The 14070-nt window shown below is 69.8% G+C and carries 13 protein-coding genes and 1 pseudogene; 5 read left to right on the top strand and 9 right to left on the bottom strand.

Translation table 11 applies throughout. The annotated features are described in order from the left end of the window. Positions 1-21: 21 nt before the first annotated feature. The 3 genes from IE177_RS16585 (at position 22) to pknB (ending at position 5107) form a co-directional block, all read left to right on the top strand. A complete protein-coding gene (locus IE177_RS16585; RefSeq protein ID WP_190016105.1) occupies positions 22-1473 on the top strand; it encodes an FtsW/RodA/SpoVE family cell cycle protein in 1452 nt (483 codons plus the stop codon). Continuing rightward, positions 1470-2945, top strand: coding sequence for a peptidoglycan D,D-transpeptidase FtsI family protein (locus IE177_RS16580; protein WP_190016104.1), 1476 nt, complete (start codon positions 1470-1472; stop codon positions 2943-2945). The genes IE177_RS16585 and IE177_RS16580 overlap by 4 nt, the downstream gene beginning before the upstream one ends. 170 nt (positions 2946-3115) lie before the next feature. After that, positions 3116-5107: a Stk1 family PASTA domain-containing Ser/Thr kinase gene (gene pknB, locus IE177_RS16575; protein WP_190016103.1), complete on the top strand. Its 1992-nt coding sequence runs from the start codon at positions 3116-3118 to the stop codon at positions 5105-5107. A 51-nt stretch (positions 5108-5158) separates the two neighbouring features. Here pknB and IE177_RS16570 read toward each other — a convergent pair whose 3' ends face one another. The 6 genes and pseudogenes from IE177_RS16570 to IE177_RS16550 form a co-directional block, all read right to left on the bottom strand. Next, positions 5159-5908, bottom strand: a complete 750-nt coding sequence (locus tag IE177_RS16570) for a class E sortase (protein ID WP_190016102.1) — start codon at positions 5906-5908, stop codon at positions 5159-5161. A 26-nt stretch (positions 5909-5934) separates the two neighbouring features. Beyond that, entirely contained in the window at positions 5935-7041 is a 1107-nt protein-coding gene (locus tag IE177_RS16565; RefSeq protein WP_190016101.1) for a class E sortase, read from the bottom strand. After that, positions 7038-7676: an aminodeoxychorismate/anthranilate synthase component II gene (locus IE177_RS16560; protein WP_190016100.1), complete on the bottom strand. Its 639-nt coding sequence runs from the start codon at positions 7674-7676 to the stop codon at positions 7038-7040. The genes IE177_RS16565 and IE177_RS16560 overlap by 4 nt, the downstream gene beginning before the upstream one ends. Next, positions 7673-7834: a hypothetical protein gene (locus IE177_RS16555; RefSeq protein WP_190016099.1), complete on the bottom strand. Its 162-nt coding sequence runs from the start codon at positions 7832-7834 to the stop codon at positions 7673-7675. Before IE177_RS16555 ends, IE177_RS16560 begins: the two co-directional genes overlap by 4 nt. Positions 7835-7886: 52 nt before the next feature. After that, positions 7887-8031, bottom strand: a pseudogene (locus IE177_RS34825) (class E sortase); the annotation flags it as partial. 33 nt (positions 8032-8064) lie between these two features. Next, positions 8065-8853 carry a DUF881 domain-containing protein gene (locus IE177_RS16550; RefSeq protein WP_190016098.1) on the bottom strand — a complete coding sequence of 263 codons (789 nt, stop codon included), beginning with the start codon at positions 8851-8853 and terminating at the stop codon, positions 8065-8067. Positions 8854-9005: 152 nt separating this feature from the next. Here IE177_RS16550 and crgA point away from each other — a divergent pair, with 152 nt between their 5' ends. Then, positions 9006-9260, top strand: a complete 255-nt coding sequence (gene crgA / locus IE177_RS16545) for a cell division protein CrgA (RefSeq protein WP_190016097.1) — start codon at positions 9006-9008, stop codon at positions 9258-9260. Positions 9261-9530: 270 nt separating this feature from the next. On the opposite strand, the gene IE177_RS16540 is transcribed toward crgA, so the two are convergent. Both IE177_RS16540 and IE177_RS16535 read right to left on the bottom strand, forming a co-directional pair. Further along, positions 9531-10421, bottom strand: coding sequence for a rhomboid family intramembrane serine protease (locus IE177_RS16540; RefSeq protein WP_190016096.1), 891 nt, complete (start codon positions 10419-10421; stop codon positions 9531-9533). Between the two features lie 111 nt (positions 10422-10532). Further along, positions 10533-11063, bottom strand: coding sequence for a peptidylprolyl isomerase (locus IE177_RS16535; RefSeq protein WP_190016095.1), 531 nt, complete (start codon positions 11061-11063; stop codon positions 10533-10535). Positions 11064-11342: 279 nt separating this feature from the next. Between IE177_RS16535 and IE177_RS16530 the strand changes: the two genes are divergently transcribed. After that, on the top strand, positions 11343-12044 hold the full coding sequence (locus tag IE177_RS16530; protein ID WP_190016094.1) for a DUF5324 family protein: 702 nt from the start codon (positions 11343-11345) through the stop codon (positions 12042-12044). Positions 12045-12160: 116 nt separating this feature from the next. On the opposite strand, the gene IE177_RS16525 is transcribed toward IE177_RS16530, so the two are convergent. Next, a complete protein-coding gene (locus IE177_RS16525; RefSeq protein ID WP_190016093.1) occupies positions 12161-14029 on the bottom strand; it encodes an AfsR/SARP family transcriptional regulator in 1869 nt (622 codons plus the stop codon). Positions 14030-14070 lie beyond the last annotated feature (41 nt).

Here is a 14070-nt window from a genome sequence, read left to right as displayed (position 1 = left end):
CGTGAGAGGCCCCGTCACACGATGAGCAGCACTTCCAATTCGCCGACGCACCACACGTCCACGATCGGCGCCATCGGCGCACCGAGCCGCCGCAACACCGAGCTGGCCCTGCTGGTGTTCGCCGTGGTCATCCCGGTGTTCGCCTACGCCAACGTGGGCCTGGCCCTCAGCGGCGAGGTCCCCACGGGACTGTTGAGCTACGGCCTCGGCCTCGGTCTGCTGGCCGGCGTGGCGCACCTCGGCGTCCGGAAGTTCGCCCCGTACGCCGATCCGCTGCTGCTGCCGCTGGCGACCCTGCTCAACGGCCTCGGCCTGGTGTGCATCTGGCGGCTGGACCAGTCCAAGCTGCTCCAGTCGCTGCCCAACTTCGTCACGGCCGCGCCCCGCCAGCTGCTGTACACGGCGCTGGGCATCGCCATGTTCGTCGCCGTGCTGTTCTTCCTCAAGGACCACCGCGTCCTGCAGCGCTACACCTACATCTCCATGTTCGGCGCGCTGGTCCTGCTCATCCTGCCCCTGGTACCGGGCCTCGGCGCCGACATCTACGGCGCCAAGATCTGGATCCGGGTCCCCGGCCTCGGCTCGCTGCAGCCCGGCGAGTTCGCGAAGATCGTCCTAGCCGTCTTCTTCGCCGGCTACCTGATGGTGAAGCGGGACGCCCTGGCCCTGGCCAGCCGCCGCTTCATGGGCCTTTACCTGCCGCGCGGCCGCGACCTCGGCCCCATCCTGGTCGTCTGGGCGATGTCGATCCTCATCCTGGTCTTCGAGACGGACCTCGGCACCTCGCTGCTGTTCTTCGGGATGTTCGTCATCATGCTGTACGTCGCCACCGAGCGGACCAGCTGGATCGTCTTCGGTCTGCTGATGTCCGCGGTCGGCGCCGTGGGCGTGGCGAGCTTCGAGTCCCACATCCAGACGCGTGTGCACGCCTGGCTCGACCCCATGCGCGAGTACAAGCTCAGCCAGGCCGGCGTCCAGGACGGCACGCTCCACTCCGAGCAGGCCATGCAGGCCCTGTGGGCCTTCGGCTCCGGCGGCACCATGGGCACCGGATGGGGCCAGGGCCACTCCGACCTGATCAAGTTCGCCGCCAACTCCGACTTCATCCTCGCCACCTTCGGCGAGGAGCTGGGCCTGGCCGGCGTCATGGCGATCCTGCTGATCTACGGCCTGATCGTGGAACGCGGCGTGCGCACCGCCCTCGCCGCCCGCGACCCGTTCGGCAAGCTGCTCGCCATCGGCCTGTCCGGCGCCTTCGCGCTCCAGGTCTTCGTGGTGGCCGGAGGCGTGATGGGCCTCATCCCGCTGACCGGTATGACGATGCCCTTCGTCGCGTACGGCGGCTCCTCCGTGCTGGCCAACTGGGCGCTGATCGGCATCCTGATCCGGATCAGCGACACGGCCCGCCGCCCGGCACCCACGCCCGCCAGCAACCCCGACGCCGAGATGACCCAGGTGGTCCGCCCGTCATGAACAAGCCCCTGCGCCGCATCGCGATCTTCTGCGGACTCCTCGTCCTGGCGCTGCTGATCCGTGACAACTGGCTCCAGTACGCCCAGGCCGACAAGCTGCGCACGGATCCGCACAACCGCCGCGTGACCATCGAGCGGTTCGCGAACCCCCGGGGCGACATCATCGTCGACGGCAACCCGATAACCGACTCCGTCAAGACCGAGCACGGCGACTTCAAGTACAAGCGCACGTACAAGAACGGGCCCATGTGGGCCCCGGTCACCGGCTACTCCTCCCAGGCCTTCGACGGCAGCCTCCTCGAGAAGGTCGAGGACGGCATCCTCACCGGCAACGACGACCGGCTGTTCTTCCGCAAGACCCTGGACATGATCACCGGCAAGCCGCAGATGGGCGGCAACGTGGTCTCCACCCTGAACGGCGCCGCGCAGAAGGCGGCGTACGAGGGGCTGAAGCGGCAGGGCGGCAAGGGCGCGGTCGTCGCCCTGGAGCCGTCGACCGGCAAGATCCTGGCCCTGGCGTCGTACCCGTCGTACGACCCCTCGTCCTTCGCGGGCAACACCAGCGCCGACGGCAAGGCCTGGAACAAGCTGCAGAAGAAGAACAACCCCGCCGACCCGATGCTGAACCGTGCGCTGCGCGAGACCTACCCGCCGGGCTCCACCTTCAAGGTGGTCACCGCGGCGGCCGCGCTGGAGAACGGCCTGTACAGCACGGCCGACCAGCACACGAAGTCGCCGCTGCCCTGGGTCATGCCCGGCACCTCGACCCAGCTGAAGAACGAGGGGCCCATCCCCTGCAAGGACGCGAGCATGCGGGTCGCGCTGAAGGTGTCCTGCAACACCGTCTTCGGCAAGATCGGCGCCGACCTCGGCAACGACAAGATGCTGGCGGAGGCCAAGAAGTTCGGCTTCGACTCCGAGCAGTTCACACCGGTCCGCTCCAACGCGTCGGTCTTCTCGGACGACATGAACACGTCCCAGACGGCTCTGTCCTCCATCGGCCAGTTCAACACCGCCGCCACCCCGCTGCAGATGGCCATGGTCGCCTCGGCGGTCGCGAACGACGGCAAGCTCATGAAGCCGTACATGGTGGACGAGCTGCAGTCCTCCAATGTCGACCCGGTCGCCAAGACCCAGCCGGAGGAGCTGAGCCGGCCGCTGTCGCCGGAGAACGCCCAGATCCTGCAGTCGATGATGGAGACGGTCGTCAAGGAGGGCACGGGCACCAAGGCGCAGATCGCGGGAGCCGTCGTCGGCGGCAAGACCGGTACCGCGCAGCACGGCGTGGCGAACAGCGCCAACCCCTACGCGTGGTTCATCTCCTACGCCAAGCTCCCCGACAACAGCTCGCCGGTCGCCGTGGCCGTGGTCGTCGAGGACGAGAACGCCAACCGTGGCGACATCTCCGGCGGCGGCCTGGCCGCGCCGATCGCGAAGGACGTGATGGAGGCGGTCATCCACTCCAAGAAGTGAGACCTCTCACATCACCTCCACATCGATGCACGTTGCGATACCGGTCCTGTATCGGGTTCCGGGCTTGGCCAGGTCATACAAAGCGAGCCGGGTACGGTAGGCCCGGACGGAAGCCTCGGGCGTACAAGGACGTGACGGCCGGGACCGACGGAGAGGGCTGGTAGGTAGCTATGGAAGAGCCGCGTCGCCTCGGCGGCCGGTACGAACTGGGCCACGTGCTCGGCCGTGGTGGCATGGCGGAGGTCTACCTCGCGCATGACACCCGCCTCGGCCGCACCGTGGCGGTGAAGACGCTGCGCGCGGACCTGGCGCGTGATCCGTCCTTCCAGGCCCGGTTCCGCCGGGAGGCCCAGTCGGCCGCCTCGCTCAACCATCCCGCGATCGTCGCGGTCTACGACACGGGCGAGGACTACATCGGCGATGTGTCGATCCCGTACATCGTGATGGAGTACGTCGACGGCTCCACGCTCCGTGAGCTGCTGCACTCCGGCCGCAAGCTGCTGCCCGAGCGCGCCATGGAGATGACCGTCGGCATCCTCCAGGGTCTGGAGTACGCCCACCGCAGCGGCATCGTCCACCGCGACATCAAGCCGGCCAACGTGATGCTGACCCGCAACGGCCAGGTCAAGGTCATGGACTTCGGCATCGCCCGCGCCATGGGCGACTCCGGCATGACGATGACGCAGACGGCCGCGGTCATCGGCACCGCCCAGTACCTCTCGCCCGAGCAGGCCAAGGGCGAGCAGGTCGACGCCCGCTCGGACCTGTATTCGACCGGTTGCCTCCTCTACGAGCTGCTGACCGTCCGCCCGCCCTTCGTGGGCGACTCCCCCGTGGCCGTGGCCTACCAGCACGTCCGCGAGGAGCCGCAGGCCCCTTCGGTCTTCGACCCCGAGATCACGCCCGAGATGGACGCCATCGTCCTGAAGGCGCTGGTCAAGGACCCGGACTACCGCTACCAGTCGGCCGACGAGATGCGCGCCGACATCGAGGCCTGCCTCGACGGCCAGCCGGTCGCGGCCACCGCCGCGATGGGCGCGGCCGGCTACGGCGGCTACCCCGACGACCAGCCGACGACGGCGATGCGGGCGGACGCGGGCGCGACCAGCATGCTCCCGCCGATGAACCCGGACGACGGCGGCTTCGGCTACGACGACCGCCCCGACCGCCGCCGCCAGCAGAAGAAGTCCAATACCTCCACGATCCTGCTCGTGGTCGCGGGCGTCCTGGTCCTGATCGGCGCGATTCTCATCGGCAAGTACGCCGTCGGCGGCGGGAACGACGGCGACGGCAAGGTCCCGGTGCCGAGCTTCATCGGCCAGCCCGAGAAGACGGCGAAGAAGATGGCCGTCAACGTCGACCTGAAGGTGTCGGTCACCAAGAAGGAGTGCGACAACCAGCCCGCGGGTCAGGTCTGCACGCAGAACCCGGACTCGGGCACCAAGGTCGACAAGAACTCCACCGTCGACCTGGTGGTCTCCACGGGCGCGCCCAAGGTCACCGTGCCGGACGTGCAGGGCATCCAGTTCGCCGACGCCAAGGCCCAGCTCAAGGGCAAGGGCTTCGAGGTCGAGAGGAAGACCGAGGTGTCGACCCGGACGCCGGGCGTGGTCATCTCCCAGGACCCCGAGGGCGGCACGAGCAAGGAGAAGGGCACGACCATCACCCTCACCGTCGCCAAGGCGGAGGAGAAGGTCACGGTCGAGGACGTCACCGGCCTGTCCTGCGACGAGGCGACCGCCAAGCTGAAGGCCCAGGGTCTCGCCCCGACCTGCAACGACACCGACACGACCAACCCCGACGACGACGGCAAGGTCCTCAGCACCAACCCGCAGGCGGGCCAGCAGGTCTCCAAGAACACGCCCATCGCGGTCAACGTCGGCAAGCTGCAGAAGCAGAAGACCCAGGTCCCCGACGTCCGTGGCCGCACGGTCGCCGTGGCCAAGCAGATCCTGACGGCCGCCGGCTTCACGAACATCCAGTTCGCCCCGGGCAGCGACAGCGGCGACAACGCGTTCGTCACCGATCAGGACCCGAAGCAGAACCAGCAGGTCGACGACCCCGCCGGCACCACGATCACCCTGACGACCGTGGGCATCGGCGGCGGCAACAACGGCGGCAACAACAACGGCGGCGGCTTCCTCGGCGGCAACAACGGCTGACGCCCGCCCCCGCACCCATCAGTGGCGCTCGCCGGACTTCCCCGGCGGACGCTACTTCAGTTCCGCCGGCGGTGTGCGCCTGCCGTCGACCTTCTCCACGCGGACCAGCTCGCCCCAGACCACGTAGCGGTAGCGGCTCGTGTAGACCGGGGTGCAGGTCGTCAGGGTGATGTAGTGGCCGGGCTTCTTCCGGCCGGACTCCCTGGGGACCGGGGAGAGGACCTTGACGTCGTACTTCGAGGTCTCGGGAAGGACCGAGTAGACCTTGTAGACGTACCAGTCGTCCTTCGTCTCGAAGACGATCGGGTCGCCGTCCCGCAGCTTGTCGATGTCGTGGAACTTCGCCCCGTGGCCGTCGCGGTGGGCGGCCAGGGCGAAGTTGCCCTTCTTCCCGGAGGTGGGCAGCGTGGCCTTCACCGGATCCGTGTAGTAGCCGGCCACGCCGTCGTTCAGGACGTCCGTGCCCGTTCCCTTCTCGACCAGGACCTCGCCGTTCCCCATGGCCGGCACGTGCAGGAAGCCGATGCCGTCCCCGGTGTCCAGCGTGCCCGGGCCGGAGTCCGCGGCGTGCGCCCAGTGGTCGCGGACCTGCTCGGCCCGCCGGTCGGCCTTGCGGTCCGCTATCACGTTGGTCCACCACAGCGAGTAGACGACGAACAGGGCGAGCAGCACGCCCACGGTGATGAGGAGCTCGCCGAAGAGGCTGACCGCCAGGGCGATCCGGCCCGGGCTCCGGCGCGGACGGGGGTCGGGAGCGGACGCGTCCGCGTGTTCTTCGGTCTCGTCGGCGGTCGCTGCCACAGTTCCTCTGCCTTACTCGAAGAGCCCTACTCGATGAGCGCGTCCGGCTTGCCCTTGCTGCGCGGGCGTTCCTGGACCATCTTGCCCCAGACGATCAGCCGGTACTTGCTGGTGAACTCCGGCGTACACGTGGTGAGGGTGATGTAGCGGCCGGGTTCGGTGAAGCCGGAGTCCTTGGGTATGGGATCCAGCACGCTCGTGTTGGACGGCGGCGTCACGGGGAGCGTCGACGTCACCTTGTAGACGAAGTAGTCGTCCTGCGTCTCCACCACGACGGCGTCGCCGGGCGTGAGCCTGTTGATGTACCGGAAGGGCTCACCGTGCGTGTTGCGGTGCGCCGCCAGGCCGAAGTTGCCGGTCCTGGCGTCGGGCATCGCCGTCTTCAGGCTGCCCTCGCCGTAGTGCCCGACCATGCCCTTGTCGAGCACCTTCTTGTTGCTGACGCCCTCCGCGATGGGGGCGACCACGTCGAGCTTCGGGATGTGCAGGATGGCGAAGCCCTGCCCCGGCTCGAAGACGCCCGGACTGCGCTTGCCGCTGGCCCAGTCGTCCTGCAGCTGGTGCGTCTCCTTGCCCGCCTGCGCGTGGGCGCGGACGTTCGTCCACCACAGCTGGTAGGTGACGAACAGCAGCATCAGCACACCGGTGGTGATGAACACCTCGCCGATCGCCCGGCTCGCGACGACGGCCGGACCCGGCCTGCGCAGCCGCTCCTGCCGGCGGGCCTCCACCCGGGACAGCGGCCGGCCGGGCTCCGCCGGCGGCGCGGGCGGCTCCTCGCGCGTCCCGCCGTGGCGGCCACCGCGCCGCTTGGCGGCCTTCCTGCGGGCCGCGCGGCCGCCCGGCGCGCCCCCGGTGGCCGGAGCGGCGGAAGAGGCCACAGAGGCCCGTTGGGGCTCGCTAAGCGGGCCGCCGGACCTCAGGTCCGCGACCCGCAACGCCATCGTCTCGTCATCGGCGGGCGGCTGTGCCCCCGGCTGCCGGTCCGTGATCGCCGGCATCGGGGCCGTCGGCGGGTCCCCGCGCCGGCCGGCATGCCGTCCGGCGCCGCGGCCGGCGTGCGGCGCACCGCCATGGGACGCGTACGGTTGCTCCCCGTACGAGTCCTCACGCTCGGGGCGCAGCGCGGTCACGCCGTGGCCCTGCCCACCACCGGGGCCAGCCCCGCCGACCTCGCCACGGCACCCTGGTCGCCGCACTCCGCCAGCCAGTTGGCCAGCATCCGGTGCCCGTGCTCGGTCAGGACCGACTCGGGGTGGAACTGCACGCCCTCGACGAGGAGTTCGCGGTGGCGCAGGCCCATGATGATGCCGTCGTGCGTCCGGGCGGTCACTTCCAGCTCGGCCGGGACGGTGGCCGGTTCGGCGGCCAGGGAGTGGTAGCGGGTCGCGGTGAAGGGGGAGGGCAGGCCCGCGAAGACGCCCTTGCCCTCGTGCTCGACCAGCGAGGTCTTGCCGTGCAGCAGCTCGGGTGCCCGGTCGACCACGCCGCCGTACGCCACCTGCATGGACTGCATGCCCAGGCACACGCCGAAGACCGGCACCCCGGTCGACGCGCAGTGGCGGACCATGTCCACGCAGACGCCCGCCTGCTCCGGTGTGCCCGGGCCGGGCGAGAGGAGCACACCGTCGAAGCCGTCCTGGGCGTGCGCGGTCGACACCTCGTCGTTGCGCAGGACCTCGCACTCGGCGCCCAGCTGGTACAGGTACTGGACGAGGTTGAAGACGAAGCTGTCGTAGTTGTCGACGACGAGAATCCGCGCAGTCACTGGTTGTCCACCGTCACATCGTTGAAGGGCAGCAGCGGTTCGGCCCACGGGAAGACGTACTGGAAGAGGACGTAGACGACGGCCAGGACCAGGACGAGCGAGACGAGCGCCTTCACCCACGCGTTCCCCGGCAGATGCCGCCAGATCCAGCCGTACATGCCGTCCCTTCCCTGTCTCCACGGCACCGGACTCCCGCCGCACGGCACCAGACTAGCGGCGCACGGCCTCCGGTTCGCCTGCCTCCGCGGGCTGTGCGGAGTCCGGGCGCGTACCCGGACTTACGAGGCACAGGGTCGATCACCTCAACGTGCGCCGGAACGGTTTTGTGCGGCCCTTCGTCGATCCGATACGCGAATATCTTCGAAGGGGTCGTCCAGGGGCGCCGGGGCTACTCCACCGGCTTCGCGTAGTGCAGGTCCACCGTGCCCGAGTAGCCGGGAAGGGTCACCGTCCCGTCCTCGGTGACCTTCCAGCCGAGGCCGTAGACGTTGACGTACACCATGTAGGTCTGGATCGCCTTGCTCGCCGCGAGCGACTGCTGCAGCCTGTCCGGATCGCCGACGGCCGTGATCTTGTACGGCGGTGAGTAGACGCGGCCCTGGAGGATCAGGGTGTTGCCGACGCAGCGCACGGCGCTGGTGGAGATCAGCCGCTGGTCCATGACCTTGATGCCCTTGGCCCCGCCCTGCCACAGGGCGTTCACCACGGCCTGCAGGTCCTGCTGGTGGATGACCAGGTAGTCGGGCTGCGGCTCGGGGTAGCCGGGAAGCTTGGCGGTGGCGTTGGGCGGGGCGTCGTTCAGGGTGACGGAGATCGCGCTGCCGGTCAGCTTCTCGGTGCCCGCCGTCTTCTCCAGACCGCTGAGCTTCTCGTCCTGGGCCCTGGTGCTGCCGTCGTCGCTCTCCGCGAGCGACTCCACGCTGCCGCGCAGGGACGCGTTGGACTCGTCCAGCTCCTTGTTCTTGCGGCTGCGCTCCTGGATCAGGTCGGACAGCTTCAGCAGGGAGGCGTCCTGCCGGATGTCCGTGCCCTTGGCCGTGTCGAAGCTGGTGAAGAAGATGAGCCCCGCCAGGGCGAAGACGGCGGCGGTGAGCACGCGCACCGGCCGCAGGCGCGTGCGCCGTCCGGAGCCGGAACCCATTGCTCCCGTCCCTGGGGAGTCGGCAGAATTGCTCAACGTACCCTTATCTCCTTCGGCGCCACGGAAGCACTACGCTAACGGACGCCCGGGGGAGCACACAGAGTCGTCATGTTGGCCCCTTGTACGCTGCCCCGAGCCCGACCCAGTTACCTGCGCGGCCACGCAGCGCATCGACAGGAGAGACCCTCGTGCCGAAGTCACGTATCCGCAAGAAGGCCGACTACACGCCGCCGCCCGCCAAGGCGGCGCAGGCGATCAAGCTGACCAACCGGTCCTGGGTCGCGCCCGTGATGCTGGCCATGTTCCTCATCGGCCTGGCCTGGATCGTCGTCTTCTACGTGACCGGCGGCTCGCTGCCCATCGACGCGCTGGACAACTGGAACATCGTGGTCGGCTTCGGTTTCATCGCCGCCGGCTTCGCCGTCTCCACGCAGTGGAAGTAGCCGATACCGGGGCGGTCGCGCAACCTCTGCCCAGGGCTGTCCCCTGAGTTATCCACAGGCCTGCAGAAGTATCCACATACCCCCTGGGGAAAAGACTACGATCTGTGGATAACTCATCGGCGGTTGACGCCGGTGTGACTGCCCTACCGGCTCTCGCACACCCATTCGCCCCCTGTTGACCTGCGCGAACGCGCCGGATCAGCAGGGGGCGCCGCCATCCGCGCACAGTGTGCACAAGATCCGGCACGCGCTGTGGACAACGGTTCGTATTCAGGTCAGCTGAGCGGTCCTGACCAGGGCGAGGGCGACCGCGACCGCCAGGACGACGGCGCAGGTGCCGTACTGGATCAGCGCTCGTCTCTCGCGCGGGGCGTGGACCATGGCGTACCCGGTGACGACTCCGGCCACCAGCCCGCCGATGTGCGCCTCCCACGCGATGTTCATACCGGGGCTGAAGGTGATGATCAGGTTGATGACCAGCAGCGCGATGACCGGCCGCAGGTCGTAGTTGAGCCGGCGCATCAGCACGGCCGTGGCTCCGAAGAGGCCGAAGATCGCACCGGACGCGCCCAGCGAGCCCTGCGTCGCGGGCGCGAGCAGGTACGTCAGCGCGCCGCCGGCCAGCCCGGAGACGAAGTAGACCGTGAGGTAGCGGATCCGGCCGAGGGCCGCTTCGAGCGGGCCGCCGATCCACCACAGGCTCAGCATGTTGAAGGCGATGTGCCAGTACTGCTGGTGCGTGAACATCGACGTCACGAAGCGGTACCACTCGCCGCCGGCCACCCCGGAGGTGGGCGTGAACGGCTTGGGCGGCCAGGCTCCGTAGAGGACGAGGTGGTCGAGCAGTGACGTGTCGGCCTGGACCGCGACGAACACCGCGAGGTTGATCCCGATGAGGATCTTGGTGAGCAGTCGCGGGTCGGAGGCCACGGTGCCGCCGGCGACCGTGCGCGGCCGGGACGCGGCCGGGGCGTGGCCCGTGCCGGATCCGCCGCGGACGCAGTCGGGGCACTGGAAGCCGACCGAGGCGCTGACCATGCACTCGGGGCAGATGGGACGCTCGCACCGGGTACAGCGCACGCCGGTCTCACGGTCCGGGTGCCGGTAGCACACGGGCGCGCTGCGAGCACCCTGCGCGCTGCCTGCGGCCTGGTTCTCCATCGGATTCCCTTGCTCGTCGTGGGACTGCCCGGGACAAATACCCCGCCCCGCTCATCCTTACGGACGAGCGGGGCGTTTGGTTCCCTGCGGACGGTCCCGGGAAGCGGTGGGTCAGCCTTCGCGCTTCTCGATGACGACCGACTCGATCACGACGTCCTTGGCAGGACGGTCGTTGCGGCCGGTGGGGACGCCGGCGATGGCGTCGACGACCTTCTGGCTGGCCTCGTCGGTGACCTCGCCGAAGATGGTGTGCTTGCGGGTCAGCCACGTGGTCGGGGCGACGGTGATGAAGAACTGCGAGCCGTTGGTGCCCGGGCCGGCGTTGGCCATGGCCAGGAGGTAGGGCTTGTTGAAGGACAGGTCCGGGTGGAACTCGTCCTCGAACTTGTAGCCCGGGCCGCCGATGCCGCTGCCCAGCGGGTCGCCGCCCTGGATCATGAAGCCGCTGATGACACGGTGGAAGATCGTGCCGTCGTAGAGCCGGTTCGTGCTCTTCTCACCCGTGCCCGGGTGCGTCCACTCGCGCTCGCCCTGGGCCAGCTCGACAAAGTTCTTGACCGTGACGGGCGCGTGGTTCGGGAACAGCCGGACCTCGATGTCGCCGTGGTTGGTCTTCAGGGTGGCGTAAAGCTGCTCAGCCACGATCTGCCTTCCGTTGTCTTCCTGTGACTCCCCGATCCTCGCATGGTCCGGGGCGTACGTCGCCCGGCAGCGGTCAGTTGTGGGGTGAGGGGGGCGCGCGACGGTGATTCGTGGCAGGGTCGACAGGAGGCTGCTTCATCTTGGTTCGCCCGGAATCGGGCCGAAGCGTGGATCGGCACCCATATGCCCGCCCTCACATGCCGCACGGAGCATTGGCAGGCATGATCCGTAAAAGGGTGGAAAGTCGAAATACCGTACGCCACCGAGGAGGAGGAACCCGTGACCCGCATCGACAGCGTGCGCGCCGCGACCGGTTCGGCGAAGGACAGCGTGCTGCACGCCGCGGAAGTGGTGGCGCCTTACGCCGACACAGCCAAGGAGCGTGCCGCGTACTACGCACAGGAAGCGCGCGTACGGCTGGCACCCGTGGTGTCGCAGGCCGCCGAACAGGCCCGCGACCAGTACGACGCCCTGCTCGCCCCGCGTCTGGAGCAGGCGCGCGCGCACGTGCCGCCGAAGGTGGACCTGGCCGCGCACGAAGCCGCCGTCCGCACCCGTAAGGCCGCCCGGCAGGCCGCCGAGTACTCGCGCCCGAAGATCGAGCAGGCCCTGGCCGCGGCCGCCCCGGTGCGCGACGAGGCCGCCGCACGGGGCGCCGCCGCCCTGGTCGCGCTGCGCGGTCAGGTCTCCGCGCAGCAGATCCAGAAGATGGCCAGGAAGAACGCGCGGCGGTCCAGGGCCGGCCGGACCCTGAAGGTGCTGGCAGTGCTCACCGCCGTGGCCGGTGGCGCCTTCGCGGCCTGGAAGTGGTGGGACAAGCAGGCCAACCCCGACTGGCTGGTCGAGCCTCCCGCCGCCACGGAGGTCCCGGAGGCGGGCCGGCTGAGTTCCGTGGACGGCAGCGGCGGCTCGGTGCTCGACCCCGAGGTGCAGGCGAAACAGGCGGAGGACGAGGCGGCGGACCGCGACGAGCAGGAGTGAGCCGGATCGGTCACGTCGGAGCGTGAACAGGCCGTGGGGCGGACGAGAACAACGCGTCCGCCCCACGGCCTGTTTCACGTGAAACCGGCCGCCCGCCCGTCCCGTGGCCGGGCGGGTCAGGCTGCCACGGAGTGCTCCGCGCGGTGGACCGGTTCGCCGGTGGCGGCTCGGAGCGCCTGGAGCGGCGGTTCCCAGAGGTAGGGGTGGTCTCCGGTGCAGGGGTGGTCTCCGGCCGGCCCGGAGGCCGGGGCGCTGAGCAGGTAGGCGTCGACGAGGTCTTCGAGCAGGTTCGCGGCCCGCTGCTCGTCAGTGCCGAGGAGTGCGGCCGCCGCGGCCGGGGTGGGCCGGTCGGCGCCGTCGCAGGAGAGCAGCAGGGGCACGGCCCCGCGCAGGTTGCCGGGAAGGGTGACGAGCGTCCGCTCCAGGGCGGTCCGCAGCCCGAGCGGGTCCTCGCCCGACCGGGCGGCGGCCGTGGCCCAGGTGAGGGCCTGGCGGGCGGTCCAGTGCGGCCGCAGCCGGAGCCGGGCGGCGACGGCGGACAGCGCGCCGGGCAGGCCGTGACACAGCTCGGCCAGCTCCCGGGAGCCGTGCGGATCCATGGTGATGCGGTGTTCCGGCACGGAGGAGACCAGCAGGTGCAGACAGTCGTCGAGCGGGAGCCGGGTGAGTTCGATGTGCTCCGTGCAGGAGGGGACGAACAGCCGCCGCCTGCTGCTGATCACCGCGCCGCAACGGCGGCCCGAGGGGAGCAGCAGGCCGAGGTCGTCGGGTCCGGTCACGTCGTCCAGCACCACGAGGACCCGCCGGTCGGCGGTCCAGCTGCGGAACATCAGGCTCAGGTCGGTCGCGCCGAGGCGCAGCAGGTCCTCCGTGGCGCCGAGTCCCCGCAGGAAGGAGCGGAGGATGTCGGCGTGGGCGACGGGCCGGCCGGAGTCGTCGAGGAGGCGGCCGTAGAGCTGGCCGTCGGGGTAGTGGTCGCTCACCTGGCGGGCGGCGTGCAGGCACAGAGCGGTCTTGCCGGTGCCGGGGGCGCCGCCCACGACGACGAGAGCCGGTCCGGGGACCACCCCGGACCGCAGCGCGGAGGTGGCCCGGGCCAGCTGGCCGCCGCGGCCGGTCAACCGCTCGTGCGGGGCCGGCAGATGACAGGGGACGCGCGGGGCGGACGCCGGTGCCGGTGCGGACGGCCCCGTGGTGCGCAGCAGATTGTCGTCGGACTGCAGGATGGCGGTGTGCAGGGCCTGGAGCTCGGGTGACGGGTCGAGTCCGAACTCGTCGGCGATGAGGGTGCGGGCCCGCTGGTAGACGCGGAGGGCGTCGGCCCGGCGGTCGGTGCGGTACAGCGCCGTCATCAGGTTCCGCTGATGGCTCTCGTTGGTCGGTTCGAGGGCGGCCAGGGAGGTCAGTTCACTCAGCAGTTCGTGATGGCGGCCGAGGTGGAGGTCGGCCTCGATGCGCAGTTGGTTGGCGCTGGTGTGCAGTTCGTTCAGGCGCAGTGCCTCCGCCTCCAGCAGGGGTCCCTTGCGGACGTCGACCAGGGCCGTGTCGCGCCAGAGCGCGAGGGCGGCGGCGACGCGGTCACGGGCGGTGGGGTGGTCGCCGGCCCGGAAGTCCTTGCGGGCGCGAGCGATCAGCGGCTCGAAGCGGAAGGCGTCGACGTGGTCCTCGGGCAGCGTGAGCTGGTAGCCGCCGTCCACGGTGCCGAGGACCGGCCGGCCGGTGTCCCGGTCGTGGCCGTCGCTCCTGGGGTTGCCGAGGTCGAAGCGCTTCCTGATCTGGTAGACGTACGTCTGCAGGGCGGTGTGGGCCCGGGCGGGCGGGTTGTCCTCCCACAGCTCCTCCATGAGCTGCTCGAAGCGCACCACCCGGTTGGCGTTCAGGATGAGCACCGCCAGGGTCTGGCGGACCTTCTGGGCCGCGGGGACCGCGTTGACGCCGGGTTCGCCGGCATAGATCTCCAGCGGTCCGAGAAGATTGACTCGCATGGGTTCTCCCCGTTTCCGGCGGGCCTGGGTACGGCCCGGTG

It is taken from the genome of Streptomyces lucensis JCM 4490 (assembly GCF_014650035.1).
Taxonomy (GTDB): Bacteria; Actinomycetota; Actinomycetes; order Streptomycetales; family Streptomycetaceae; genus Streptomyces; species Streptomyces lucensis.
The sequence above is the reverse complement of the archived record's forward strand: the minus strand, read 5'-3'. Positions and strand labels throughout refer to the sequence as shown.